The following is a 21,624-nucleotide window of genomic DNA, read 5'->3' as shown; positions in this document are numbered from 1 at the left end:
GTGACGGGCCGCTTGGGACCCACAGCGACGCTAATTTCACACTCGACAAAGGGAGATGACGATGGCAGAAGAACGCCGGTACTACGACCCGATGACCTACGACGTGATGCGCGAGCTGGCGAACCGCCTGCGCGGGATCTATATCGCGCGGGCGCGAAAGGCGGCCAGTAGTGAAGAAGATGAGCGCTGGAGTCAGGCCGACCGCGATCTGATCGCTGAAGTTCGCGCTGTGCCGGCAATGGATCTTGATGCCGTTACCGCAATGACAGCGACCCTGCGTGAGCGCATCCGTGCCGAAATAGGCACGGCCTCATGAGCCTAGGCGACCTCAGTCCTGAGGAGCTGCGGAAGACCTTTGACAAGCGAATTCGCCCCACTCTGACTTCCGCCCATCAAGATGGGCACGCGGCCACCATTCACGTGGTCGGTGCCCAGCCGGGCGCGGGGAAGTCGCGGGTTATCGGTGCACTTGCCCAGTCCTTTCCAGGGGCAGTCCCGGTCATCGGTGACGACTTTCGACCGGCCCACCCTCGCTACGAAGACCTCATGCGTGATGATCCTCTTGCCATGCCAGCCGTCACGGCACAGGCATCGGGAGTTTGGGTGGGGATGGCGCTGGAGTACCTGCGGAACACACAGACGGAAATTTTGCTGGAAACGACGATGCGCCAGGCCACCGTCGTGAACGCGACCCTGCGCGACTTCAAAACGGCGGGTTACCGAACCGAACTGCACGTGCTAGCCGTGCCGCCCGAGTTATCCCGGTTGGGAACGCTTACGCGCTACACCGGCCAGGTCGAGGACGTCGGTGCCGGGCGGTGGACACCGGGCAAGATGCACGACATCGCGGCGGCAGCGGTTCCCGAGACCCTCGACGCCGTGCTCGACGCACAACTCCTTAGCCGAGTCGTGATTTGCGATCGTCAGGCGAACGTTCTGTTCGAGGCAGATCCGGAGCCGGGCAACTGGCAACAGGTGAGCGCGGCCGCACAAGAGGCCCTGCGCGAGGGACGGGAAACCACGTCACTCTCTGAACTCGATCGGCAAGACTGGGCCATACAGCTGGCCAAGGACCTTGAGGTGTGCGCGCGGACCGGTCAAACCGACCCCGACCTCATTCGAACGATGCGTCACCTCGTCGAGGTCGACGCTCCCGCGGTGACCCGTCACCTCCCACAAGACGAGCAGAGGAACCTGCTAGCGAACATCCGGACCGCGGCAAACGACATCCCGGGATTAGGTGCTAACTCAGTCCGTAAAGCGTCCTTCCCGACACCCCCGAGAGCGCAGGAACGTTCCGGGGAGCAGGTCCCACCAACCTCGGTTATGGAGGACCATCTGGCCGCGCAAATCAGGCGAGCACGGGGGCGAGACCGCGGGTCCGGAACGCCAGAGCGTTGAGGTGGTGGTCCACACGAGGTCACACTCGTCGAGCTGGCCCGGCCCGCTGGCCCAACCGACCTGGGCCGCCTCGTTTCCTAGAGGGCTACGGTCCAGGCAGCGGACTGCACGACCGCGAGCCGACGGACCACTGTGGACCGGGGTGAACCGCTGACCCTTCGGCGACGACGGTGGGATGCGAGAAGCGGGCCGTCCACCTGGCTGGACGGCCCGCTTTTCTGCACGCGGCGGAGGGCGAATCAGCTGGTGAGGATGATCTTGTCCTGCCAGCAGGCGTCGGTGAGCTTGCCCTTGTAGTTGCCGTAGAGGCCCGTGACCTTCCGCGTGATCACTGTGTTCTGACCGTTGCCGACGCCGCTGGCGATGGTGACGCCGGTGCCGGTGTCCCAGACCCTCCAAGGGCTTCCCTTGCATGCGGTGACGCTGATGTTGATGTATCGCGCACTGTTGGCGGGGATGGAGCCGGTGGTGCAGGTCCGGTAGCCGGTTCCCTTGTAGAAGGGCGCCGTGCAGCTGGCCGATGCTGCCTGTGCAGGTGCGGCGGCGAGCAGCGTTCCGGCTGCGAGCACGGAGGCGAGTGCCGCGGCGAAGGCACGGCCCTTGATGAAGCGCATAGATTCCTCTGATCGTCGTATCGGTTCACGTCGGACACGGATTGAGTGCCCACTCCAAGGAGAGTCCGGCACAAGCGATCCGGTTCCAGCGCGATTGACGAAGTCACAGGGAGGACCTGCGGCGGTTCAGAGTCCGGCAGACCTGGTCCAGGCCAGACCTGCCACCAGCTCCCGATAGATGCCGAGATTCGCCTCCGGCAGTTGGGGCAAGGGCTCGGCGGAGCCGAGTCCCGAAGGGACGCGAAGCGCCCTTGCGGCTGCTGGCGGAGGCGAGAGGATCACGGCGTCGGGAGCTGGTGGATCCCCGCGTGCGCTTTGCGTACCCACGCCCGCCCTAACGGAGCAAGCTATACACTTAGCACGGCTAAGTGGCTTTTGGTCCTCGACGTGGCGTCGAGGATCCGGCACACTGACCGTGTGGTCCCCGCACGAGGCGGGGTCGCTGCGCTGGGCTGAAGGGCAGGTGATCCTCATGAGCGAGCAGGCTCCCGGAGGTCGCCTGTTCACGCGGCGTCGCCGCGCCAACGTCGAGGGCGGCCGCCAGCATCGGCACGAGGTGAAGGTGTCGCCCGACGAGGAGGAGACGTTGCTGCGTCTCGCCGCTGAGCAGCGCGTCACCATCCCGCGGCTGCTCGTCGAGTCCGCGCTGGCGTCCGGGGAGACGCCGACCGAGCGGCGGGACGCGATGGCCGAGCTCTTCACGCTCCACCGACTGCTGGCCGCGGTCTCGAACAACGTCAACCAGATCGCGAAAGCGACGAACGCCACCGGCGAGGTCCACGAGGATCTGCGGGCCACGCTGAACGCAGTGAGGCGCGTGGCCCAGCGCATCGACCAGGCGATCGACAGGTTGCACCGCCCATGATGCCGAACGTGGTCCGGGGCACCCGGATGGCTGGGCTGATGACCTACCTCGTCGGGCCAGGTCGGGCGAACGAGCACCAGGATCCGCATCTCGTCGCCGGCGACGCGGCGATCGTGGCCTGGCACGACGACGCCGAGCTGGGACACAACTCCGCGCTGGCCATTGCCCGTCACCTCGACCGTCCGTATGCCGCGTACGGAGTCGAGGTGAAGGGCGGTCACGTCTGGCACTGCTCGCTTTCGCTCCGCGCCGATGAGGGCCTGCTGACCGATGAGCGGTGGGCCGAGATCGCCGGCGACTTCATGAAGGCGATGGAGTTCGACGACAACGGGGGCACGAAGGCCCCGTGCCGGTGGGCCGCAGTCCGCCACGGCGTCTCCACCAACGGCAACGACCACATCCACATCGCCGTGAACCTTGTTCGTGAGGACGGTACGAAGGCGTCGGCCCACAACGACTTCCGACGGGCCCAGACCGCGGCCCGCGCGCTCGAGGCCAAGTACGGCTTGGAGCGGCTGGAGTCGGTCAACGCTGAGCGCGCCACACGCGGCTACGATCCCGCCGAGCGCGAGGCCCAGGCACGCGCCCGGGCCCGAGCCAAGTACGAGCGTGCCAACCGGGGCCAGAAGGCACCCTCGTGGGAGCACCTGGCAGGCGCCGACCGACAGGCACGGATCGCGTCGGAGATCCGTACCGATCAGCCCCGCTACATGCTGGCGTTGAAGGTCCGCGGATGCGCGGCCGCGAGCGAGAACGAGGCAGAGTTCGTTCGCCGGATGCGTCGTGCCGGTGTGCTGGTGCGGCCCCGCTACTCCGACGGGCGCACCGACATCATCACCGGCTACTCGGTTGCTGAACGGCCCGAAGCCGGCGAGCGGCCCATTTGGTACGGCGGCGGGCACCTGGGTCGAGACCTGACACTGCCTCGGCTACGGGAGAACTGGCCGGACACGCCGACGGGGGCGAGTGAGTCTGCGGCGGAATGGAACGCGGCCAAGCGCGGGCGACGGGTGGTTGCTCCGGGCCGCGAAACCGAGGAGCCGGACCCCGAGCTGTGGGACAAGCGCAACGCGGAGCTCCAGGCCCTCATCGAGCGGCTCCGCGCCGTCGACGTCGACGACCGTGACACGTGGGCGACCGTCGCACGCCAGACCGCGGGCGCACTGGCAGCGTGGTCGAACGCCACCGAGGAGAGCCCCGGCGACCTCGCCGCGGCAGCCGAGGCGCTGTCGCGATCGGCGCAGACGTACCGGGGCACCGTACGTCCCCACAAGGCGGGCACGGTCGCGATCTCAGGTGCGGCCATGCTGCTGGCCAGCGCGGCACGGGGCGGGCAGGGGACCGTCGCCCAGGCGGTGATGGTGCGGCAGCTCCTGCGGCTCACGCAGGCGGTCTACGAGGCATCCTTGGCCGCCGGCCAGTCGAGGCAAGCCCGGTTGTTGGCCGATGACACCCGGGCTCGGCTGGTCAGGTTGCGCGCCGCCCTGCCGACACCGCAGCAGGACGCGACCACGGCGACTACTCCGAGGACGAGCACGGTGACGCTCGAGCCAGAGGCTCAGGCGATCCTCGAGCGGCTCAACGCTGGCCAGGCCGATGACGGCCCCGCGGTCTCACCGCTTCCGAACAAGATCGACCCAGCCAAGCCACGACAGGCGACACGACCGGGCGCAGATCGCGGCCCGGAGAGATAGAAAGGCGGCACGGGGGATGGCTGAAGAGAGCGACGGGATCGCAGAGGCGTTCGAGGGACAGCTTCGTGTCCTCATCACCGCGGCCAGCCAGGTCGGCGAGCGCATCGCCCGGCTACGCGAAGCGGCTGCCCGGCGCGCTCAGGCCCAAAGTGAGCAGGAGGCACGCGAACTGCGGTCACGGATCGAGGTCGAGCAGCGGGCAGCACGCGCCGAGCTCGCGAACGTCTACCGCCCGGACTGGTGGGATCGTGCCGACGCCAAGCAGATCGGGCACACCTATCAGGTGGCCCGCGCATGGGCGAATGACGATCCCGAGGCAGGGCGGGCCGAGCAGCACATGAGGGACCAGCTCCGCAGCCGCTACGGGGTGGACGTCAACAACACCCAAGCCGACCCCGCCGCCGTGAGCGCGGCGGTCGAGCGCGCACAGCGGGACCTCGCCGGCGCCAGCGACGAGCGGAACCGCTCCAGCGCCGAGATCGCCGAGGCACAGAGGCTGATGGCGGAGGCGAACCGCGAGGAACGGCGCAACGAGCACGAAGCGATGACCGACGCTGACGCGGGTGACAGCGAGCGCGGAGCCGCAGAGATGAAGTACGACAGCGCCGAGCGTCGTGAGCGAACAGCCCGCGACCTCGAAGCCAAGGGCATCGACGGCGAGGCCGTCGCCACGAAGATGCGCGCAGACGTCAGCCAGGCTCACCCCGCCACCGCGGCAGTGAAGGACGCCGGCGGGCCCAAGAAGAGCAAGGCCCGCGAGACCCGAGGCCGCGCGGCGCAGGTGCAGAGGAGCGGACTCGACCGGTGAGCACCATCTGGCGGTCGCTGGGCCACTGTGCGAACCGCGGGTGATGCGCGGTGACTCTCGCGATCGACGAAGACACAGTCGACGTCGCCGACGTTGTGGCGGGCTGGTCAACCCTCGGCGCACTCATGGTCGCCAGCGTCGCGCTGGTTTTTGCCGTGCTTGCATGGCGACGAGAGCAGGCCCTGACGAGACGCCTGGTCGCATCTGAGGAGCGGGCACAGAAGGTGGAGGAGCGCGCCCAGGCTTCGCTTGTCTCAGCGTGGGTGCGCCGGGTTGGGACGTTCCAGTGGCACCTCTACATCCGCAATGCGTCCGATGCGCCGGTACGAGGTGTGGGCATGGTGCTGGTACGCGGGACAGTTCATCAAGATGAACCTGATGGTCGGGATGGTGATCCCCCCGTCCCAGGCCGGAGTTATGTACGAGGCCGAACAGCTCACTGACGGCCTCGAGCACATGACCGGCGATGATGGTATGAACCTCGCGACCATACGAATCCAGTTTCGCGACGCCGCCGGCCAGTTCTGGCAGCGAGATCACGACGGAACACTCACACCGATTGAGGACATAAGAACGGGCGGCTTCATGACCGTGGGCTGCACCGAGGCCGCCTGAACCGGAGTACCTGAGCGTCGCCCGAGCTGCCGCCCGGCATGCGAGACTCGCGCCATGGACGCGTTCTGGGAGTGGCTGGGCACTGCCGGCAGCATCTTGGTCGGCGCCGGGCTGGGGACGGTTGCCGGCAACGTCTGGATCGAGCGCCAAAGGGGGAAGAACGCGGCCGCATCCCAGCAGAGGGAGCTGGATCACGCACGAACGGTGCAGTTGGAAGAGCGCAAGCACGCCGACGCGCTGCGGCGAGAGCAAAACCTCTTCGACGCCCGGCGGGAGCTTCTGCCCATGCTGGCTCAAGCCCGCGAATGGATCGACTTCACCTCGTGGAGAGACCACGGGGACCGGTTTGACAGCTTCCCGCAATCCCGCGCGCCCGAACTCGACGGGGTCGGCGACGTTCTTTGGGCTATTGACCACGTCGCGACGCGGCACCCGTCGCGAATGGTGCGCGATACGGCACGGAAGTTACACAGGAGCATCGACCACGCATTCGGAGATATCGACGCGCAGGTGGCAGTCGCGGCACACGAACCCCCCGTCACGCTTCACGTCTACCAAAGCTGGGTCGCTACCTGCGATGAGCTCCTCGACGCCCTGAATGATCCCGGCCACACACTTCACCTGCCACCGAGCGACGCGGTCCCGGCCGAACCGCCTCAGACGCCGACCCGGACGTCAGGGAACATGCCGTCAGGCGGAGGGACGTAGGGCAACGGGTCGCCCTTCTTGGAGAGGTTCGCGTCACCTTCCGTCGCTGACGCGAACGGTCCATCGGGATCCATCAGGACCGTCATGTGGTGGTCTGCGTGGTCGCGCCACCACACGCTCATGCCGGTCGCGGCGTCCAGGCGCAGGTTCTCCCACGAGCGCCACAGCGCCTCGAGGCGGATCACCGCTTCGTCGTACTCCCACCAGCGGCCGGCCCAGCAACGGTGACGGCCATCGATCCGGCGGCGGTAGACAAGGCGGAGGTACTCGCGGACGAACTCGTCGACGGACCCGTAGTACAGGTTGGGCTCATCGGCGCTCTCTTGGGAAGTGTCGGGCTGCTCCAGGCCCTCGGATCCATAGTCCTCGTCGCCCCAGTCGCTCACGACTTCCCTCTCGCGTCGATGACCGCCTCGACAGCGTGCAGCTCTGACCGGGCCTCGAGGATCGTGCGCTCGGCCTGCGGATCATGCGCAGCGATCGAGGCCCTGACGGCGGCGGCCTGAGGGCCGACCATCCAAGGCACCGTGCGGATGAGCGCCGGTCGAGATCCCGACGCCAGAACGACCGCGCGACCCTTCGGCAGCGCCGCGAGGTCCGCGACGTCGAGGATGCGCTCACGGTGCAGCTGCTCAGAAACCGTCCGGTGACCCCGCCCGTACGACGTCGACCGCGAGAGCCGGTCGTAGTCGCCGATCATCCGCGACAGGTCCTCGAGGAACGACGCCTCGCTGACCCCGCCGCCGTAGACCTTCACGTTCGACGCCGACCAGAGCTTCTTCATCCCAGCCTCGCCCCACACCTCGACGCCCTGCGACCACGACTGCAAGATCGTCATCAGGACGATCCCGCGCGAACCGTAGTGGCTGTAGAGGTTCGGGAGCTCGCGCCAGCGGCACACGTTCGCGGCCTCGTCGAGGACACCCAGCAGCGGAGTTGACAGGCGCCCGCCGGCCGAGCGTGCGGCCTGTTCTTCGGCGGCCTCGACCACGGCGACGGTTAGCGCCGTCACCAGTGGTCCGGCCGTACCCCGCCCCTCCTTCGACAGCGAGTAGAGCGTGCCGCCGTCGGCCCGGACGAAGTCTTCCGGCCGGAACTGTGGCCGGGAATCTGCCGCACCCTGGGGTGTCACCCACCGTGCGACCTGCCGGTTGGTCAGGCACGAGGCCATCTGCTGGGCGGTGCCGAAGACACCGCCGCGCTGCTTCTCCGGTGCGGACACGACGCCGGCGACCTGGTCGGAGGTGAGCGCGAATCCGTGTGCACGCAGAATGTCGACGGACGTCTCGTCGGTCGGCCTGGTCAGCCACGTGTAGACGTCGGTGATCGGCCGGTGGTCCAGGGCTGCGGCGAGCAGTAGCCCAGCGAGGAGGTCCTGGCCGGCCGAGTCGAAGTAGGCGTCCGTCCGGGCTCCCGCTTCGCGAGAGCCCGAGGCGAAGTGCTCGGCGAGCTTGGCTGCGCGCACTTCGTCGGTGACGTAGCTGAGGGGGTTCCACCACCAGGTCGGCTCCTCGAGGGCGAGCGACTGGGGATCAAACACCCACACCGGGCCGACCAGTGCGCGCACCTCGCGCGTCGCGTCGACGACGTCGCGCTTGTTGGAGGTGACGAGGACAGAGCCGGGTGCTTCAAGGATCGCCGGCACCGCCCGGGAGGTGGTCTTTCCGGTCCGGGGCCCCCAGATGTCGATGTGCATGTCCTCCCAGGAGCCGTAGAGCATCTGGCCGGTGGCCACGGTGCGCCCGATCGAGACACCGGGTGCCGTGCTGACGCCGAGGCGCGCGGCCTTGGCCGATGCGCTCTTGCGGGTCAGGTCCTCGACGTCGCGGCCGCGGCCCATGAAGGACGCGGCCCGGTCGACGCGGGAGCGAGTGCGTCGTAGTTTGCGCCGGAGAAGGCCGATCGCCACGGCCAGGAGGGCCACGGCGGTGAGGACGCCGGCGACGACCCACCAGCCGGACGAGCCCGGCCACGCGATCTCGCCGCTGAGTAGGCCGAACGTGGCGGCGAACGGGTCCCGCGGCACGTCGAAGTCGGTTCCGGCGAGCCGGTGGCCGAGATGCAGCGCGGCGTAGACCGTGCCGACGCCGAGAACGACCACGATGATGCCGAGCCACAGCAAGATGACCTCGCCGGACAGAACGCCCGGATCGCGGCGCCGGTTCGTCGGTGTGCTCATGCGGGATCACCTGCCCCGGTGCGCAGTGCGCGGACACCGACGCGGGAGCGCTCGTGCCACAGCTTGTTGGTGTCGTTGATCGACAGTTCGGTGCTCGTGAGCTGGACGTCGACCGGGATACCGGGACGACCGCCCACCTTGACGAGGAACTTCCCGCGGCCTGGCGGCTCGGTCTCGCGGCCGGTACGGGGATCCCAGGCCGGTGGGTCCTGCCAGCCGATCAGGAGTTGCTGTTCGGCCCGCGAGAACGGGACTGCTGCGGTCAGCTGGGGCATCTCGGCTGACGGCAATCCACCGCAGATGACCATGCCGGCGCGCTCGACGAAGCCCCGTGCCTTCATACGGTCCTCTTCGTTGGACAACGCCAGGAGGTCGCTCATCGTGTGCGAGATCATCGCCATACCGACGCCGCGCTGACGGTTCAGGCGGGTCAGCGCGTCTACGCGGTCGACCATCCCGCGCCCGGCGCGCAACACGCGCCACAGCTCGTCGAGGATCACGAAGTAGTGGCGACGGGGTTCGAGTCCGGCGTCGGCGAGCGCGTTCGCCACGTTGATCGTGCCGAATCCTGCCGACCAGCAGGCGAGCAGCGTAGCTGCCTGCAGGTCCATCTCGGAGTCGTCGATCGCGGAGACGTCGTAGACCACAGGTGCGTCCCGGCGCATCGGGTTGGTCGTGGGGCGGGCGAACGTCTCGCCCAGCCGGCCGCCGCCGACCAGACCGATCAGCGAGGCCTCCAGGTTTTCGGTGATCGCCTTGTAGCGGGTGTCGTCACCTCGGTCGAGGGCCACAGCGCGCACCTCGAGCGGGCCTTCCTGGATGACACGCAGCAGGTCGCCGAGGACTGGTACACCCTCGTGGTGTGCGTCGAGGTGCTTCAGGGCCCGATCGAGGATCGTCTCCTCGCGATCGGTCGGCGGCGCTGAGCGGAGGATGGTCAGCAGCGCTGAGACCATCGTGTGGCGGCGGCCGTGGGCGTCGGCGAGAACCTGAGCGGCCTCTTTCTCGAACCCTGCTTCGCGCAGGTGGGTGGCGGCTTCCGTCGCCTCGCCGGGGTCCAGGATGTTCAGGTATCCGCGGCCGCGGCCGAGCGTGATGATCTGGCCGCCGAGGGCCTCGATGAGGTCGACGTAGTCGGGCTTGAGATCACCGAGGACGAGCGGCATGACGCCGAATCCGGCCAGGCCCGTCGCCATCCGGCGGACGATCGTCGACTTGCCCAGTCCCGGTCGGCCGAGGACGAACGTCGACGGGTTGCTGATGAGCTTGGCTCGCTGAAACCACGAGATCGGGTCACAGCACAACGTGGCCCCGGTGTGGATGTGTCGGCCGAGTGGGACGCCGACCATCGGTGTTCCTGTGCCGATGGCGAACGGCCACATCCCGCAGACCTGGACGGTGGTGCCACGCCACTCACTGGCCTGCTGGACGTAGTTCGAGTAGCCCCGTCCGCGGCCCAGCCATCCACGCATGGGCGGGCGTTGGGGCCGTAGCTCGCGCGGCTTGTCGCCTTTCTGTGTCTGGCGCTCGCGTGACCGCTTGCGGCTCATAGCTTCTCCCTGAGCTCGGACGGGACCTTGATGTGCTTCGGGAGCACTAGGCCGAGTGGGAGGGCCGCGGCGAAGGCCGAGTCTTGTGACCCGTACACCGGCCGCAATCTCAGTCGGGCGGTTGCGCCCAGGTTGTCGATCGCTGCCCGGGCGTCGGCCTCTTTCTCCAGGTCGGTGACGGTCGCTGTGACGAGCATCCCGAACTGCACGAGCCCGGCGCCGGATGCTTCCTCCTGTGCGGTGGCAGCTGCCGCCCGCACCGCGAGGGTGTCGCGTGCGGCGGGCTTGCTCGTCGAGGTCATGCGGAACTCGGCGGCGCGAAGGTCTGCTTCGACGATTCCGGCTGCTCGAGCCGGGTCGATGGGACGGTACAGCAGCGTGACGCGTTTGCGGGCGATGTCACGATGCGGGGCCAGAAGGCGGGCCAGAACACCCGATTGCACGTGGCCGCGGGGTGCCTGGGTCATCGCCCAGGTGCACGAGTACGCGGAGTCATGTCGGTAGCCATCCCACGCGGTCTGAGCAGCGGATGGCCCAACCTCAGGCCACGTCAACGTGGGTGTTTCTCCTGCGACGTGCGCTTCGTCGATGAGCACCGCGGCTGCGGGGTCGTAGGCGATCCGGATCACCTCGCAGAGTTCCTGGGCCGACAGAGGATGTGCCGCACCTGCGCCGGTCGACTGCAGCCCTGCGGTCAACCCAGGCAGACGTGCGGCGAGCTCACGGCCCATCTCAGCCGGGCTGCGCTTCTTTCCGCCAGCACGTTGGGCAGCGTTGAACGTGACTGCGACATAGGCCTTCACCGTGGAGGAGCCCACCGGATAACGGCCCACGACTTCGTGGAGCATCTCCTGTGCGAAAAGTGGCGCATCAAGGTCGATGTTCGACTCGACCTCCCGCCGCAAGCGGGTCCCGGAGTCTGGAGCGGTCTCGATCGTCACCGACGCCGCGGCGACCCCGGGCTCGTCACCCAGGTTCGCCAGCCAGTGGCCCCAGTCAGCAACCCACCCGTCGACCTGCTCCTGATCGACCAGGGCCGCACCGTCGGGTTCCGTCCCAACCACGACTGAGTAGGAGCCTGTCGCGGGGGTGTAGAGCAGGGCGAACGGCCGCCCGTACGAGTCGCGGTATTCGCTCAATCGTGTCGGTGACGCGAGACCAGGCAGCTGGTAGGTGCCCCACAGGGCACGACCGAGTGGACCGGAGCGATACAGGTTCGTTCCCCGTGAGCGGGACGACCACCAAGCGCCGCGCGCTCCTGCCCGGCTGATCACGTTCTTGCCATGTGAGTCCTTCGTAAGGACGGAGAGCATCACGGCCCCGAGGACAGCTGTCAGGATCACTGCCTCGAGGAGGCCGGCCACCATGACGGTGATGACCACTGCGATAAGACCGGCGAGCAGCAGAGTCGTGCCCAACGATCCCAGGCCAAGGATGCCTGGCGATGTTGGTCGCCGCCAGTTTCCGTACGTCCGTGGACCTCTTCTCGTATCAACGGCTGCCATCAGGACCGCCTCCCCCTTCACCAGTTGATTCTTCGCCAAGGCGCTGGGCTACCTCGGCGCCCTTCTTTCCCGCATCCGCTACGGCGCCGGCCACCACACCGATCGGGCCAGCGGCGGCCCCGGCAGCGGAGGCGCCACCTGCGGCTGCGCCTCCACCTGCGGCTGCGCCTCCACCTGCGCCTCCACCTGCGCCTCCACCTGCGCCTCCACCTGCGCCTCCACCACCTGGTGGTGCGCCACCCCCAGTGGGGCGGTTCCCGGGTCCGTTCGATCGAGATGTGGAGGACGGGACGCTCGACGACGGCGAGTGTCCATGGTTCTGCCCGCCAGACGGACCCTGTGAACCTGTCTGGCCATTAGAGCCGGACTGCCCCGGCGAGCCCGACCCGTTGTTGCCTGACATGAGCCGACCCAGCTCTGCCGCCCCGGTCGGCAGGCTCGCGAGTGCACTCACCGCGAGCGCGGCACCTGCGCCCCCGGCCGCTAGGGAACCGACCATCGGCGTCACGAAGCGCATCAGCGCCGGCATCGCGAATAGCGCGAGGACCATCAGCATCAAACCCGTGAGCACTGCCAGGAATCCTGAGCCGTCGTCGGAGAACACGTCCGTGCCGACCAGCTGGAACGCGGCCGCATAGACGATCGCTGCGGCGGGTTTGTAGAGGATGAACGCGACCGTCCAGCCGATGCACTTCTTGAACCAGCTCTTGCCCATCTCCGTGTTCGTGAATGAAGCGGAAAGCGGGAGGATGCCGGCCAGGATGACGAGCATGCCCCCGCGCGCGACCATCAGAACGATCTGGAGCGCCGCCGCAAAGATCGCGACGAGCCCCAAGATGATGATGAGCAGCGACCCGAGGCCGCCGGCCGCCGGATGCTTGGTCAGGGCGAGCAGGATGAGCATGTTTTCCCCGAAGCACGCCGAATCCTCCGAGACGTTGCAGCTGAGTGATTCGTTGAGGATCCAGACGGCGAACGAGTCTGCGGCCGCAACGAGCAGACCGATGATCGTCACACCCGCACCTGCCACGACCACGAGTGTCAGCAGGCTCTTGACTGTCTCGCGGCCAGGTTCTGCCCGCTGCTCCCACGCCATTCGGGCGCCGCCGACGATGACTGAGACGACGGCGGCAGCACCCATGTACCACCAGAGCCCAGACTGAAGGAATTGGACCGCGCCACCGGCGTTCTTGGGCCCTGACGGCATGAACCCCGAAACGATCGAGCTGGCCGCCGAGATGAACACCACGGCGGCCAGTACCAAGCCGACACGGCCGACGGCCGCGACGCCTTCCCCCGACCTGATGCGCGTGGCGATGAGCGCGCCCAGGATGAACAAGGACAGGATCGCCAGCGCCAGGCTGATCCATGTGACGTATCCAAGAACCGTTGTGATGCCGCTCGAGTTTCGGGCAGAGCTACCCGGTTCGATCGCCGAGCTACCACCTGAACCAGTGAGGTTCGGGGTTCCGATATGAACCCACACCGTCCCGAGCGACGCGATCGCCTTCCCGAACGCCTCGACGACCGCGTTCGCCATGTTTTCGATCGCATCACCGACCAAGGACTCGGCGCCTTGGCGCACGTGGCAGAGCGGGTTTGCCCTGTTCCATCCCTCGCACGCCATCTCAGGGCCCCCAGGGGATGTAACCGGCCAACTCTGGGACGACTGCGACGTTGACCGGCACGTCCGGATCGGTCACGTTCAGCTTCCAGTCCCCGTCCTCCCACACAAGCGCATAGACCATTGAGAGGTTGACGGTCTGACCCTCCGATGTCCCGCGAACACCGATGTCGACGCGGGCGGTGTCGCCGTCGTAGAAAAGCAGCCGGAAGCCAGCAATCTCCGCGCGGACGCCGTCACTCGTGGCTGAGCCATCTTCCTGGCTCAGCATCGAGTCGCGATGCGGGCCGGTAGCGATGAAGTAGTCGAACCAGTCGCGCACAGTCTCGAGGTCGGCGGTTGCAAGGACCACAGCGTTCGCTGCCGTGAAGACTGCGCCCTCGGGTGAGTGCTGATAGCACGCGCGCACCCCGCCGGCGGCGCGCTGAGGTCCGTACTCCATCGATGTCGGATACGCCGTCGTGCCCTGGTACTCCCATTTGGCTACAGGAGCCGTCGAGAGGGTCCCGGACAAGACTTCACCCGGGAGGTTGCACGTGTCCGTGCCGGCCTCGGGTGACGTGGGAGAGCTGGAGGGCGCGCTGCTCGTTGCGTCGGCCGATGGGGATGTTGCCTCAGAGTCTTCCTTTGTTGCGTTCACTACTCCGATGACGATCCCGAGGACGACGATCAGCGCGACCACGACTCCCGCCGCGATAAAGCTCGGGCGGGTGAACGGGCTCTGTTCGTTGTCGTCAGTAGTCATGTTGAGCCTCCGAGTCAGGCAGTCGCAAGGAAGCCGACGAGGGCCGACGCGGCGGAGATGACGATGACGCCGCCGAGTGCCATACCGATCTTGCCGACGTGCTCACCGCCCTCGCCGCGGCGGGACTGGATCGCCATGAGCGCGCCGGCGGCGAAGAGGCCGAGGATGCAGATGGCGAGGGCGACCCACTTGCCCCAGCCCATGATTTCGGTGAAGCCGTCGGTGCCCGGCGGCTGCTGCGGGGACGGGTCGGGCACGTTCCCGGCGATGACCTCCGCCGGGGCGAGGGCGACAAGATCGCCCACCGCAGCGGCGGCCGTCAGAAGTGTGCTCATCGGTGTTCCTTTCGGTTGGTGGTGCCCACGGCACCGGAATGGGTGAGAGCCTCAAGGTCGTCGATGAGTCGGCGTACCTCGCGCGGCGCGTCGGAGAGAGCGAGCGGCTCGTCCACCCGCCACGACTCGATCCAAGGGATGGTCCACGTTCGAGGAAGGCCCCCGGAGATGACCTGGGCGAATTCGCGCAGTGGACGCGGAAGGCGCCCAGGGGCGTCCGCGACGATCACCAGGCCCAGCACCTTGACGTGCGGGACCATGCCGGCGGCCCACTGGGTGGCGGCAGATCGTGCTGATCGCAGTCCGTACATGCTCGACCTGGCAGTCAGCACCACGTTCGCGGGCGCCCCCCGAGGTGGGCGCGGCCATCCGTGGCTGGCCGCAGGCCAGCCCGGCACCAGAGCGGCCAGGCTGGACTCGCCTGCTCCACCGTGGACGCCGAGCCACCACAGCTCGGCCGACTGTGGCTGGTCATAGACCGCCAGCTGGTCGACGCGATCGGGGGCAGGGACTCCTCGCTGTGGAGTCATCGGTCCGGTAGGACGACGGTGCGCGGCCTCGACAGGCGGCGCAGCGGGCCGCTCGGGCTCGGGTGATCGCGAAAGCCACGGGTTGCTGGAATCGGTCATCGCGTCCCTGCCTGGCACTGAGACGTCGCCGGAGGTGACCCCTTGCTGGGAAAAGATGAGCGGAGCCACGCCAGCGAGGATCCCTCGTGGCTCCGCTCGTTCGATAGCACAGACATACGCAAACACCCCCTGGCTAGGACCATAACTAACGATAGAGAGCGCTGTCCATACTTATTTAGCATTACCTGGACAGATTGAGCTATACCTAGGTACAGTTGCGACCGTTCACGTTGTTTCGGGGGTAGGAGGGGGGGACAGGTGCGTCTCCGTGAAAAGATCACCTTCAATGACGATTGGAAGGTGGGAGATCATGTCGAGGCGAAGCGTCCCGGAGCCGGCTGACGGCAAGCTCCTTACGGTCGCCGAGCTCGCGGCATGGTTCGACGTCACGGAGCAGACCATTCGCGCCTGGACAAAGGATGAGGCGATGGCTCTCCCGCACGGCCGATTCGGCCGGCACATTCGGTTCGACCGCGAAGAGGTCCAGGAATGGGTCGACGCACGCTGGACGCATTGACCGTGGACACCGGGACGCGCTCACAGCGGTAGCCGGACTCGCCCTGACGGGTGTTCTGGCTCTGACCGGGTGCGGAGCACAGGACGAAGCAAGCCCCAGCCTGGCGCCGTCCTCATCCACACCAGGAGCGCCTGACCTCGAGCAGTTCACGCCCCCGCCCAGCGGGCTCGTCGACGAGGACACCGGCGAGTCCGTCGAGCCACGGCCAGTTCCCGAGTGGGACGACGCCTCGCGTGCCGCAGTGGTCAAGGCAGCAGAAACCGCACTCCGGGCGTTCGCTCGGCCGACTCTGGACCACCAGACCTGGTGGACACAGCTTGAACCGCTCCTCACCCCTCAGGCCGCCGCCGATTACTCCTACGTCGACCCCGCCAACATCCCCGCGCTGAAGGTCACCGGCCCCGGACTCATCGTCCTCGACACCAGCGCCTACGTCGCGACCGTCGAGATCCCAACCAGCGTCGCCCGGTACCAGCTCATCCTGACCCGCAAGGACGCCGGCGCGCCTTGGCTCACCAGCCGCATCACACCCGTGGGGAACTAGGGATGAGCGACGGCAAGTCAGGGGTTCTCGCTGCCGCCGTGCTCGTCCCTGCCCTGATCCTGACGCTGGTGCTCAGCATCATCTTGCTCGGCGGCCAGTCCGACGCTGCGTGTTCGCCTGGTGGGCAGCCGGGCCGTGCGATCGACCCTGGCTCGGTGCCCCAGACCCCCATCGCCGGCTACGGACACGAACAGCTCGTCAACGCGGCGTACATCATGCAGGCCGGCCATGCAGCAGGGCTGTCAGCCCGAGACCAGACCATCGGCGTCATGACGGCGATGGGTGAGTCGAGCCTGCGAGTGCTCGACAACGGCGACGCCGTGGGTCCCGACTCTCGTGGTCTGTTCCAGCAGCGCGCGAACGGGGCATGGGGCTCCTACGCAGACCGCATGGATCCGTTCATCTCGGCCACCAACTTCTTCAAGGTCCTGAAGACCATCAAGAACCGCGACACGCTCGAGCCCACCATCGTGGCCCACCGAGTCCAGCGCAACGCCGACCCTTACCACTACACGAAGTTCTGGCCCGCTGCGGTCGCTGTTGTCGAGGGCCTGAGCGGCGTCAAAGGCCTGGCCAACGGCGAGAAGCCAGTCACGTCGTCGCAGTACCCGCTCGGCAACGTCAAACCTCAGACCGCCATCGTCGCGAACAGCGTCGGCCCGATGTTCCGCATCAAGACCATCGGCGGCTACCGCGAGTCCGCACGCGATCCAGGCGGTCACCCATCCGGGCTCGCGCTCGACTTCATGACCAACGACATCCCCAACGGACGCGCTACCGGCGACCGGCTCGCGCGCTACCTGCAGGACAACGCCGCCCAGCTCGGCGTCGACTACATCATCTGGCAACAGCGGATCTGGACCGTCGACCGCGCGGGCGAAGGCTGGAGGCCGATGGCCGACCGCGGATCCGACACCGCCAACCACTACGACCACGTGCACCTCAACCTCAAGGCAGACGCCGCCGGCGTCAGCGTCCCCGGCTGCGAAGCAACGACCCCTGGCCAGGTCAGTCCCGATGGCTGGGCTGAGCCCGCCGACGGGCCCGTCACGTCGGGCTTCGGCATGCGCAAGGACCCGGTGACAGGGGCGTCGACACGGCTTCACTCCGGCACCGATCTCGCCGGCGGCGGCGACGGCGGTCCCATCTGGGCCGCCCAGGACGGCGTCGTGATCGACGCCTACACCGACAGCAACGGCGGCTGGACCATCGACGTCGACCACGGCGGCGGCATCAAGACCCGCTACAAGCACATGTGGGCCAACGGCGTCCTCGTCGACGCCGGTGACCGCGTCACCGCAGGCCAACAGATCGGCCGTGTCGGCTCCTCCGGCTGGTCCACCGGTCCCCACCTGCACTTCGAAGTGCACGTCAAAGACTCCCCCGTCGACCCGGAGAACTTCATGTCCGAGGTCGGCCTCACTCTCGGCTAGGTAAGGAGAACGGCATGAGCACCACCACAGAAGCGGCCACCTGGCCGCACGTCGAGGTCACCCTGAACCCCGACGGCACCGGCGAGGTGTCGATCGGCGGCAGCGTGCAGAAGCTCGCCGCCGCCGGCGTCGACCAGGCGCGGGAGCAGGTCGTCGCCCTGATCGCCCAACGCGCCGCACAGCTCGGCCGCCCGCTCCGTACCCTCTCGCGCGATCCCGATGGCGAGTGGAGCATCATCATCCACGCCGACGGCAACGTGACGCCCGATGAAGGCTTCGAGCTGAGGCGTCGCGTCAATGCGACGCCGCCTCCTCCGCGAACGGTGCCGCAGCCGGCAGCGCCACCCCTCCCCCCTGCAACACCTGACCCGCACGCTCAGGAGCGGGCCGGCGTCGTCGATCAGCCCTGGGCCGAGGACGTCGGCGCTGACAGCGGACCCTCCCCCAGCCGCCCGGAACTGCGACGGTCCTTCCTCACCGAAGAGCACACCGAGGAGCCCGCCGCCCGGGGCTGGCGCGGCACTCTCACACGCGCCGGGATCCGCATGCGGCCCAGCGCGGACGAGCTCGCGGAACGACGCGCAGCAGCGGCTGTGTCCCAGCACTGGCCCGGACCGCGGACGATTGCCGTCGTCAACTCCAAGGGCGGAGCGGGCAAGACCCCCAGCACGGCACTGCTCGCCGCGGTGTTCGCCCGCTACGGCGGCGCCGGCGTGCTGACATGGGACAACAACCAGACGAGAGGGACGCTGGGCTGGCGCACCGAGCAGGGGCCGCACGAGTCCACTCTCCTCGAGCTGCTCCCGCAGATCGATCGGCTGCTGAGCACAGCGGCACAGTCGGCCGATCTCGCCCGCTACGTGCACCACCAGACCCGCGACCGGTTCGACGTGCTGCGCAGCAAGCCGACCGCACTCGCCCACGAGCAGCGCGTCGAGCCTGAGGACGTCGACGCCATCCATGCCGTCGCGAGCAAGTACTACAGGCTCGTCTTCATCGACTCCGGCAACGACGAGTCCGACCCGATGTGGCTGCGGATGATCGACCACACCGACCAGCTGGTCGTCGCCACCACCACCCGCGACGACCACGCCGAGGCCGGCGCACTGCTCCTCGAGGCGCTCGTCGAGCGTGATGAGCGCTCCGCACGGCTCGCTCAACAGGCGGTCGTCGTCGTGACGCAGGCCGACCCCAAGGCAACAGCAGCCGACGTCGCCCGGGTCGCCGACGGATACCGGGCGATCGCGGCCGAAGCCGTCACGATCCCCTTCGACCCCGCAATGGTCGACGGACTGCTCCGATACGGCTCGCTGCGCCCATCGACCCAGCGGGCCTGGCTCGAGGCGGCCGCCGCGGTCGCGCGAGGACTTTAGAAACAGAAACGCCGCGTCGGTCGTTCCCTCTGGTTTCCGTTTCCGGTTAGATGCCGCACATGGGAAGACAACGAGGACGCGGCGGTCGCCCGAGTCTGGGCGAGCGGGACGCCATGATGATCCGGCCTTCGTCGGCACTGGGCGAACGTGTCCGGGACGCGGCCGACGAAGCAGGGATGACGATCACCGACTACGTGTCGACGATCCTTGCGCGCGAGCACGGCTGCCCCGAGCTCGCCCCGCAGACTCGGCCCACCGATCAGACGGAGCTGCCACTGGCGCAAGCCTCATAACCGAATAGAAAAGCGAAGGCCCGCACCTAGCGGTGCGGGCCCCAGTCCGAAGCTTCAGACCCCGTTTCTTGGCGGAGACCCGGGTCAGAAGCTCCAACAAGCACACCCTCACGGCTGTGCTCTGTCGCTTGGAGAACACGATACACCCCCCAACAGACACCCATACGGAAACCGGCCGCCGACCGCTGCGGCGTGTCACCTGGGTGGTCGGCCTCCGTGAGTGCCCACCCGGGATGGGCCACGTAATTGCCCGGCGCGCGGAGCGCGACCGGACGGTCCTCCCCCGCCGGCACCCCGGCGTCCGCTCGGTCCGCGACCGCGGATCCGACGACGGCACCTACGCGAAGCTGCCGGTGTGGCGGACCCGCTGGCACTGGCTCAACATCGTCATCCCCCTGGCGATCGCCGCCCGGCGAGACGTGCTCGAGCGACACCACGTCGCACCAGAGATGTTCCGCGACTGGGCGCGGATCGAGTCGCTGTACGCCGAGAAGACCACCGGCCGGCGCCTCATCGTCCGGCCCGACACCGTCGCCTCCGTCATGGAGGTCTCCACCAGAACCGTCCAACGCTGCCGCAGCGCGGCACGCGAGCTCGGCCTCCTGGCCGACGTCGTTCACGGGCGCATGCTGTCCGCCGGAGAGTGCTTCCGCGCCCGCCAGCAGGGCTCCCCCCAGCGCGGGATGGCCAACGAATCAGCGTGCCTCATCCCCAGGTGGCTGGGCCTGGACGCCTGGCAAAGTCAGTCTGCTGTGGACGATGTCACCCCTACCAGTGGTAGGGCACAGTCAGCCGAAAATCTGACCCTTAACCCTGGTTTCCCTCGCAGGGCGAACAGGAAGAACGAGCTCGCTCCGCTCGCCCGGCACCAACGAAAGCGGTCTGCCACCCACGACCCCGTCCGGTGGGCCCGACAGCGTGCCCACCGAGCCCGCGTCGACCAGCTGATCGGCGACCTCCAGGCCCGCGAGCACTGGCTGACTGCCGAACAGCCCGGCAGGCTTCGCAGCCTCCTGTCCCGCTTCGTTCGCGGATCGGTCACCTGGACCGCCGAGGACCTGCAGCACGTGCTCCGCGAACGAGAGCGCCGGCTCCAACTCCCACGACCGACCGCCGACGTCGTACGGCGTCCCTACGCGCTCCTCGCGCACTACCTCACCGACGTCGACCCACAGAACGACCACCCGAGCGCCGGCCAGCTCGCCATCGGACAGAGCACGGTCCCATCAAGCCGCAAAGCGGCTCCGTGGTGCGGCCTCTGTGACTCCCCCACCTCCAGGCACCTCGAGCGTGGCGATGGCACAGCACGACGCTGCCCCCGCTGCCACCCAGGACGGTCCCCGAAATGACGCAGCGGTACCAGTGAGGCACGAGACCGAATGTGTCAAGCCGTGCCCAGGCATCGGTACCGGGAGGTCACGACTCCAAATGTGTCAAGTCGTTGCCGTAGGGTTTGTACTAGAGGAAGCGGCGCGGCGATCCCGTGACATGCGGGCCGAGCCCTCTAGACAAAGAAGAGGACCGTGGTCGCCACCACGGCCCTCCTACACAACGCAAGATCGCTTCACACTGAGCAGCTGAATCAAGGTTGATGTTCCACCCCCAGACTAGCGCTGTCCCCTCGGGCCGGCATAGATGGGTTTACCCCTCCTTGTTTCGGCCGCTCCCGGCCCAGGAGGTGGATATGACAGTAGACCTGGTCGTTTTGCTGCTGATCATCCTCGCGATGAAGCAGTAACCCATCCGGGTAGGGCGGGGGTGCGCACCTGGCGCACCCCCGCCCTACGTCATGTCCAGCACGCTACGGACGACCCCTGACAAGAGTCCCCCGCGCACTGGAGCAGACAGGGTTCGTCGACCCCTGGTTCGACGGGCACGTCACGCTCGAGCTCGCCAACGTGGTGACCCTCCCGATCAAGCTCTACCCCGGGATGAAGATCGGCCAGCTCCGCTTCTTCCGGCTCTCGTCGCCGGCGAGCACCCTTACGACCTCGAGAACTACGGGCCGCGCTACCCGGAGGATCGCCCTCGACGACATCGCCCTCCGGGTCGGACATCAAGGCTGCGAGTTCGTGAGTCTGTGAGTGCGGGAGTTTGGGAGTCTGTCACTTCGTGACCGCCTGGCACCACGCTCCGCGCGGTGACAAGCCACGACAACATCAGAGCCGCTGCGCGGCACTGCTCTCTTGAGG

General features: G+C 67.7%; 21 protein-coding genes and 1 pseudogene. 13 read left to right on the top strand and 9 right to left on the bottom strand.

The features are described from left to right. Positions 1-61 precede the first annotated feature (61 nt). On the top strand, positions 62-316 hold the full coding sequence (locus KV097_RS18675; protein ID WP_220366762.1) for a hypothetical protein: 255 nt from the start codon (positions 62-64) through the stop codon (positions 314-316). After that, on the top strand, positions 313-1,401 hold the full coding sequence (locus tag KV097_RS18670; RefSeq protein WP_220366761.1) for a zeta toxin family protein: 1,089 nt from the start codon (positions 313-315) through the stop codon (positions 1,399-1,401). Before KV097_RS18675 ends, KV097_RS18670 begins: the two co-directional genes overlap by 4 nt. Before the next feature lie 239 nt (positions 1,402-1,640). Here KV097_RS18670 and KV097_RS18665 read toward each other — a convergent pair whose 3' ends face one another. Beyond that, positions 1,641-2,015: a hypothetical protein gene (locus tag KV097_RS18665; RefSeq protein ID WP_220366760.1), complete on the bottom strand. Its 375-nt coding sequence runs from the start codon at positions 2,013-2,015 to the stop codon at positions 1,641-1,643. Positions 2,016-2,487: 472 nt separating this feature from the next. On the opposite strand from KV097_RS18665, the gene KV097_RS18660 reads away from it, so the two are divergent. The 5 genes from KV097_RS18660 to KV097_RS18640 all read left to right on the top strand — a co-directional run bounded on the left by KV097_RS18660 (position 2,488) and on the right by KV097_RS18640 (position 6,705). Then, positions 2,488-2,880, top strand: a complete 393-nt coding sequence (locus KV097_RS18660; RefSeq protein ID WP_220366759.1) for a MobC family plasmid mobilization relaxosome protein — start codon at positions 2,488-2,490, stop codon at positions 2,878-2,880. Beyond that, complete coding sequence (locus KV097_RS18655) at positions 2,877-4,574, top strand: relaxase/mobilization nuclease domain-containing protein (protein ID WP_220366758.1); 1,698 nt, start codon at positions 2,877-2,879, stop codon at positions 4,572-4,574. Before KV097_RS18660 ends, KV097_RS18655 begins: the two co-directional genes overlap by 4 nt. A gap of 16 nt (positions 4,575-4,590) precedes the next feature. Then, a complete protein-coding gene (locus KV097_RS18650; RefSeq protein WP_220366757.1) occupies positions 4,591-5,382 on the top strand; it encodes a hypothetical protein in 792 nt (263 codons plus the stop codon). 315 nt (positions 5,383-5,697) lie between these two features. Further along, the gene (locus tag KV097_RS18645) at positions 5,698-5,997 is read left to right on the top strand and encodes a hypothetical protein (RefSeq protein WP_220366756.1); all 300 of its coding nucleotides are present in this window, start codon (positions 5,698-5,700) and stop codon (positions 5,995-5,997) included. A gap of 54 nt (positions 5,998-6,051) precedes the next feature. Beyond that, positions 6,052-6,705: a hypothetical protein gene (locus KV097_RS18640; protein WP_220366755.1), complete on the top strand. Its 654-nt coding sequence runs from the start codon at positions 6,052-6,054 to the stop codon at positions 6,703-6,705. On the opposite strand, the gene KV097_RS18635 is transcribed toward KV097_RS18640, so the two are convergent. The 8 genes from KV097_RS18635 to KV097_RS18600 form a co-directional block, all read right to left on the bottom strand. Next, complete coding sequence (locus tag KV097_RS18635; RefSeq protein WP_308289502.1) at positions 6,654-7,091, bottom strand: DUF4913 domain-containing protein; 438 nt, start codon at positions 7,089-7,091, stop codon at positions 6,654-6,656. The two genes, KV097_RS18640 and KV097_RS18635, sit on opposite strands and share 52 nt — an antisense overlap. After that, a complete protein-coding gene (locus tag KV097_RS18630; protein ID WP_220366754.1) occupies positions 7,088-8,884 on the bottom strand; it encodes a type IV secretory system conjugative DNA transfer family protein in 1,797 nt (598 codons plus the stop codon). Before KV097_RS18630 ends, KV097_RS18635 begins: the two co-directional genes overlap by 4 nt. After that, positions 8,881-10,356 carry an ATP/GTP-binding protein gene (locus KV097_RS18625; RefSeq protein ID WP_220366753.1) on the bottom strand — a complete coding sequence of 492 codons (1,476 nt, stop codon included), beginning with the start codon at positions 10,354-10,356 and terminating at the stop codon, positions 8,881-8,883. The genes KV097_RS18630 and KV097_RS18625 overlap by 4 nt, the downstream gene beginning before the upstream one ends. 74 nt (positions 10,357-10,430) lie before the next feature. Continuing rightward, on the bottom strand, positions 10,431-11,939 hold the full coding sequence (locus KV097_RS18620) for an SCO6880 family protein (RefSeq protein ID WP_220366774.1): 1,509 nt from the start codon (positions 11,937-11,939) through the stop codon (positions 10,431-10,433). Next, positions 11,926-13,479 carry a hypothetical protein gene (locus tag KV097_RS18615; RefSeq protein ID WP_220366752.1) on the bottom strand — a complete coding sequence of 518 codons (1,554 nt, stop codon included), beginning with the start codon at positions 13,477-13,479 and terminating at the stop codon, positions 11,926-11,928. Before KV097_RS18615 ends, KV097_RS18620 begins: the two co-directional genes overlap by 14 nt. 88 nt (positions 13,480-13,567) lie before the next feature. After that, positions 13,568-14,308, bottom strand: a complete 741-nt coding sequence (locus KV097_RS18610) for a hypothetical protein (protein WP_220344772.1) — start codon at positions 14,306-14,308, stop codon at positions 13,568-13,570. 14 nt (positions 14,309-14,322) lie between these two features. Further along, positions 14,323-14,643, bottom strand: a complete 321-nt coding sequence (locus KV097_RS18605) for a hypothetical protein (RefSeq protein WP_220344771.1) — start codon at positions 14,641-14,643, stop codon at positions 14,323-14,325. Beyond that, the gene (locus KV097_RS18600) at positions 14,640-15,173 is read right to left on the bottom strand and encodes a DUF6668 family protein (protein WP_220366751.1); all 534 of its coding nucleotides are present in this window, start codon (positions 15,171-15,173) and stop codon (positions 14,640-14,642) included. The genes KV097_RS18605 and KV097_RS18600 overlap by 4 nt, the downstream gene beginning before the upstream one ends. Positions 15,174-15,558: 385 nt before the next feature. Between KV097_RS18600 and KV097_RS19925 the strand changes: the two genes are divergently transcribed. The 6 genes and pseudogenes from KV097_RS19925 to KV097_RS19480 form a co-directional block, all read left to right on the top strand. After that, positions 15,559-15,789: a helix-turn-helix domain-containing protein gene (locus KV097_RS19925; RefSeq protein WP_374107004.1), complete on the top strand. Its 231-nt coding sequence runs from the start codon at positions 15,559-15,561 to the stop codon at positions 15,787-15,789. Beyond that, positions 15,692-16,333, top strand: coding sequence for a hypothetical protein (locus tag KV097_RS18590; protein ID WP_220366776.1), 642 nt, complete (start codon positions 15,692-15,694; stop codon positions 16,331-16,333). Before KV097_RS19925 ends, KV097_RS18590 begins: the two co-directional genes overlap by 98 nt. 2 nt (positions 16,334-16,335) lie before the next feature. After that, entirely contained in the window at positions 16,336-17,766 is a 1,431-nt protein-coding gene (locus KV097_RS19550) for a M23 family metallopeptidase (protein WP_220366750.1), read from the top strand. 14 nt (positions 17,767-17,780) lie between these two features. Beyond that, complete coding sequence (locus KV097_RS18580) at positions 17,781-19,139, top strand: AAA family ATPase (protein ID WP_220366749.1); 1,359 nt, start codon at positions 17,781-17,783, stop codon at positions 19,137-19,139. A gap of 526 nt (positions 19,140-19,665) precedes the next feature. Beyond that, a complete protein-coding gene (locus KV097_RS18575) occupies positions 19,666-20,781 on the top strand; it encodes a hypothetical protein (protein ID WP_220366748.1) in 1,116 nt (371 codons plus the stop codon). A gap of 498 nt (positions 20,782-21,279) precedes the next feature. Beyond that, a pseudogene (locus KV097_RS19480) lies at positions 21,280-21,548 on the top strand (hypothetical protein); the annotation flags it as partial. Positions 21,549-21,624 lie beyond the last annotated feature (76 nt).

Origin of the sequence: Mumia sp. zg.B17 (assembly GCF_019550915.1) — a bacterium.
Classification (GTDB): domain Bacteria; phylum Actinomycetota; class Actinomycetes; order Propionibacteriales; family Nocardioidaceae; genus Mumia.
Note: the sequence above shows the minus strand (reverse complement) of the source record. Positions and strands in the feature narration are given on the sequence as shown.

What these genes read in the sequence shown, in the direction of transcription:
- KV097_RS18675 (WP_220366762.1), top strand. Translation starts at nt 62, where the DNA reads ATGGCAGAAGAACGCCGGTACTACGACCCGATGACCTACGACGTGATG.
- KV097_RS18670 (WP_220366761.1), top strand. Translation starts at nt 313, where the DNA reads ATGAGCCTAGGCGACCTCAGTCCTGAGGAGCTGCGGAAGACCTTTGAC.
- KV097_RS18665 (WP_220366760.1), bottom strand. Translation starts at nt 2,015, where the DNA reads ATGCGCTTCATCAAGGGCCGTGCCTTCGCCGCGGCACTCGCCTCCGTG.
- KV097_RS18660 (WP_220366759.1), top strand. Translation starts at nt 2,488, where the DNA reads ATGAGCGAGCAGGCTCCCGGAGGTCGCCTGTTCACGCGGCGTCGCCGC.
- KV097_RS18655 (WP_220366758.1), top strand. Translation starts at nt 2,877, where the DNA reads ATGATGCCGAACGTGGTCCGGGGCACCCGGATGGCTGGGCTGATGACC.
- KV097_RS18650 (WP_220366757.1), top strand. Translation starts at nt 4,591, where the DNA reads ATGGCTGAAGAGAGCGACGGGATCGCAGAGGCGTTCGAGGGACAGCTT.
- KV097_RS18645 (WP_220366756.1), top strand. Translation starts at nt 5,698, where the DNA reads ATGCGCCGGTACGAGGTGTGGGCATGGTGCTGGTACGCGGGACAGTTC.
- KV097_RS18640 (WP_220366755.1), top strand. Translation starts at nt 6,052, where the DNA reads ATGGACGCGTTCTGGGAGTGGCTGGGCACTGCCGGCAGCATCTTGGTC.
- KV097_RS18630 (WP_220366754.1), bottom strand. Translation starts at nt 8,884, where the DNA reads ATGAGCACACCGACGAACCGGCGCCGCGATCCGGGCGTTCTGTCCGGC.
- KV097_RS18625 (WP_220366753.1), bottom strand. Translation starts at nt 10,356, where the DNA reads ATGCGTGGATGGCTGGGCCGCGGACGGGGCTACTCGAACTACGTCCAG.
- KV097_RS18620 (WP_220366774.1), bottom strand. Translation starts at nt 11,939, where the DNA reads ATGGCAGCCGTTGATACGAGAAGAGGTCCACGGACGTACGGAAACTGG.
- KV097_RS18615 (WP_220366752.1), bottom strand. Translation starts at nt 13,479, where the DNA reads ATGGCGAACGCGGTCGTCGAGGCGTTCGGGAAGGCGATCGCGTCGCTC.
- KV097_RS18610 (WP_220344772.1), bottom strand. Translation starts at nt 14,308, where the DNA reads ATGACTACTGACGACAACGAACAGAGCCCGTTCACCCGCCCGAGCTTT.
- KV097_RS18605 (WP_220344771.1), bottom strand. Translation starts at nt 14,643, where the DNA reads ATGAGCACACTTCTGACGGCCGCCGCTGCGGTGGGCGATCTTGTCGCC.
- KV097_RS18600 (WP_220366751.1), bottom strand. Translation starts at nt 15,173, where the DNA reads ATGACTCCACAGCGAGGAGTCCCTGCCCCCGATCGCGTCGACCAGCTG.
- KV097_RS19925 (WP_374107004.1), top strand. Translation starts at nt 15,559, where the DNA reads ATGACGATTGGAAGGTGGGAGATCATGTCGAGGCGAAGCGTCCCGGAG.
- KV097_RS18590 (WP_220366776.1), top strand. Translation starts at nt 15,692, where the DNA reads ATGAGGCGATGGCTCTCCCGCACGGCCGATTCGGCCGGCACATTCGGT.
- KV097_RS19550 (WP_220366750.1), top strand. Translation starts at nt 16,336, where the DNA reads ATGAGCGACGGCAAGTCAGGGGTTCTCGCTGCCGCCGTGCTCGTCCCT.
- KV097_RS18580 (WP_220366749.1), top strand. Translation starts at nt 17,781, where the DNA reads ATGAGCACCACCACAGAAGCGGCCACCTGGCCGCACGTCGAGGTCACC.
- KV097_RS18575 (WP_220366748.1), top strand. Translation starts at nt 19,666, where the DNA reads ATGGGCCACGTAATTGCCCGGCGCGCGGAGCGCGACCGGACGGTCCTC.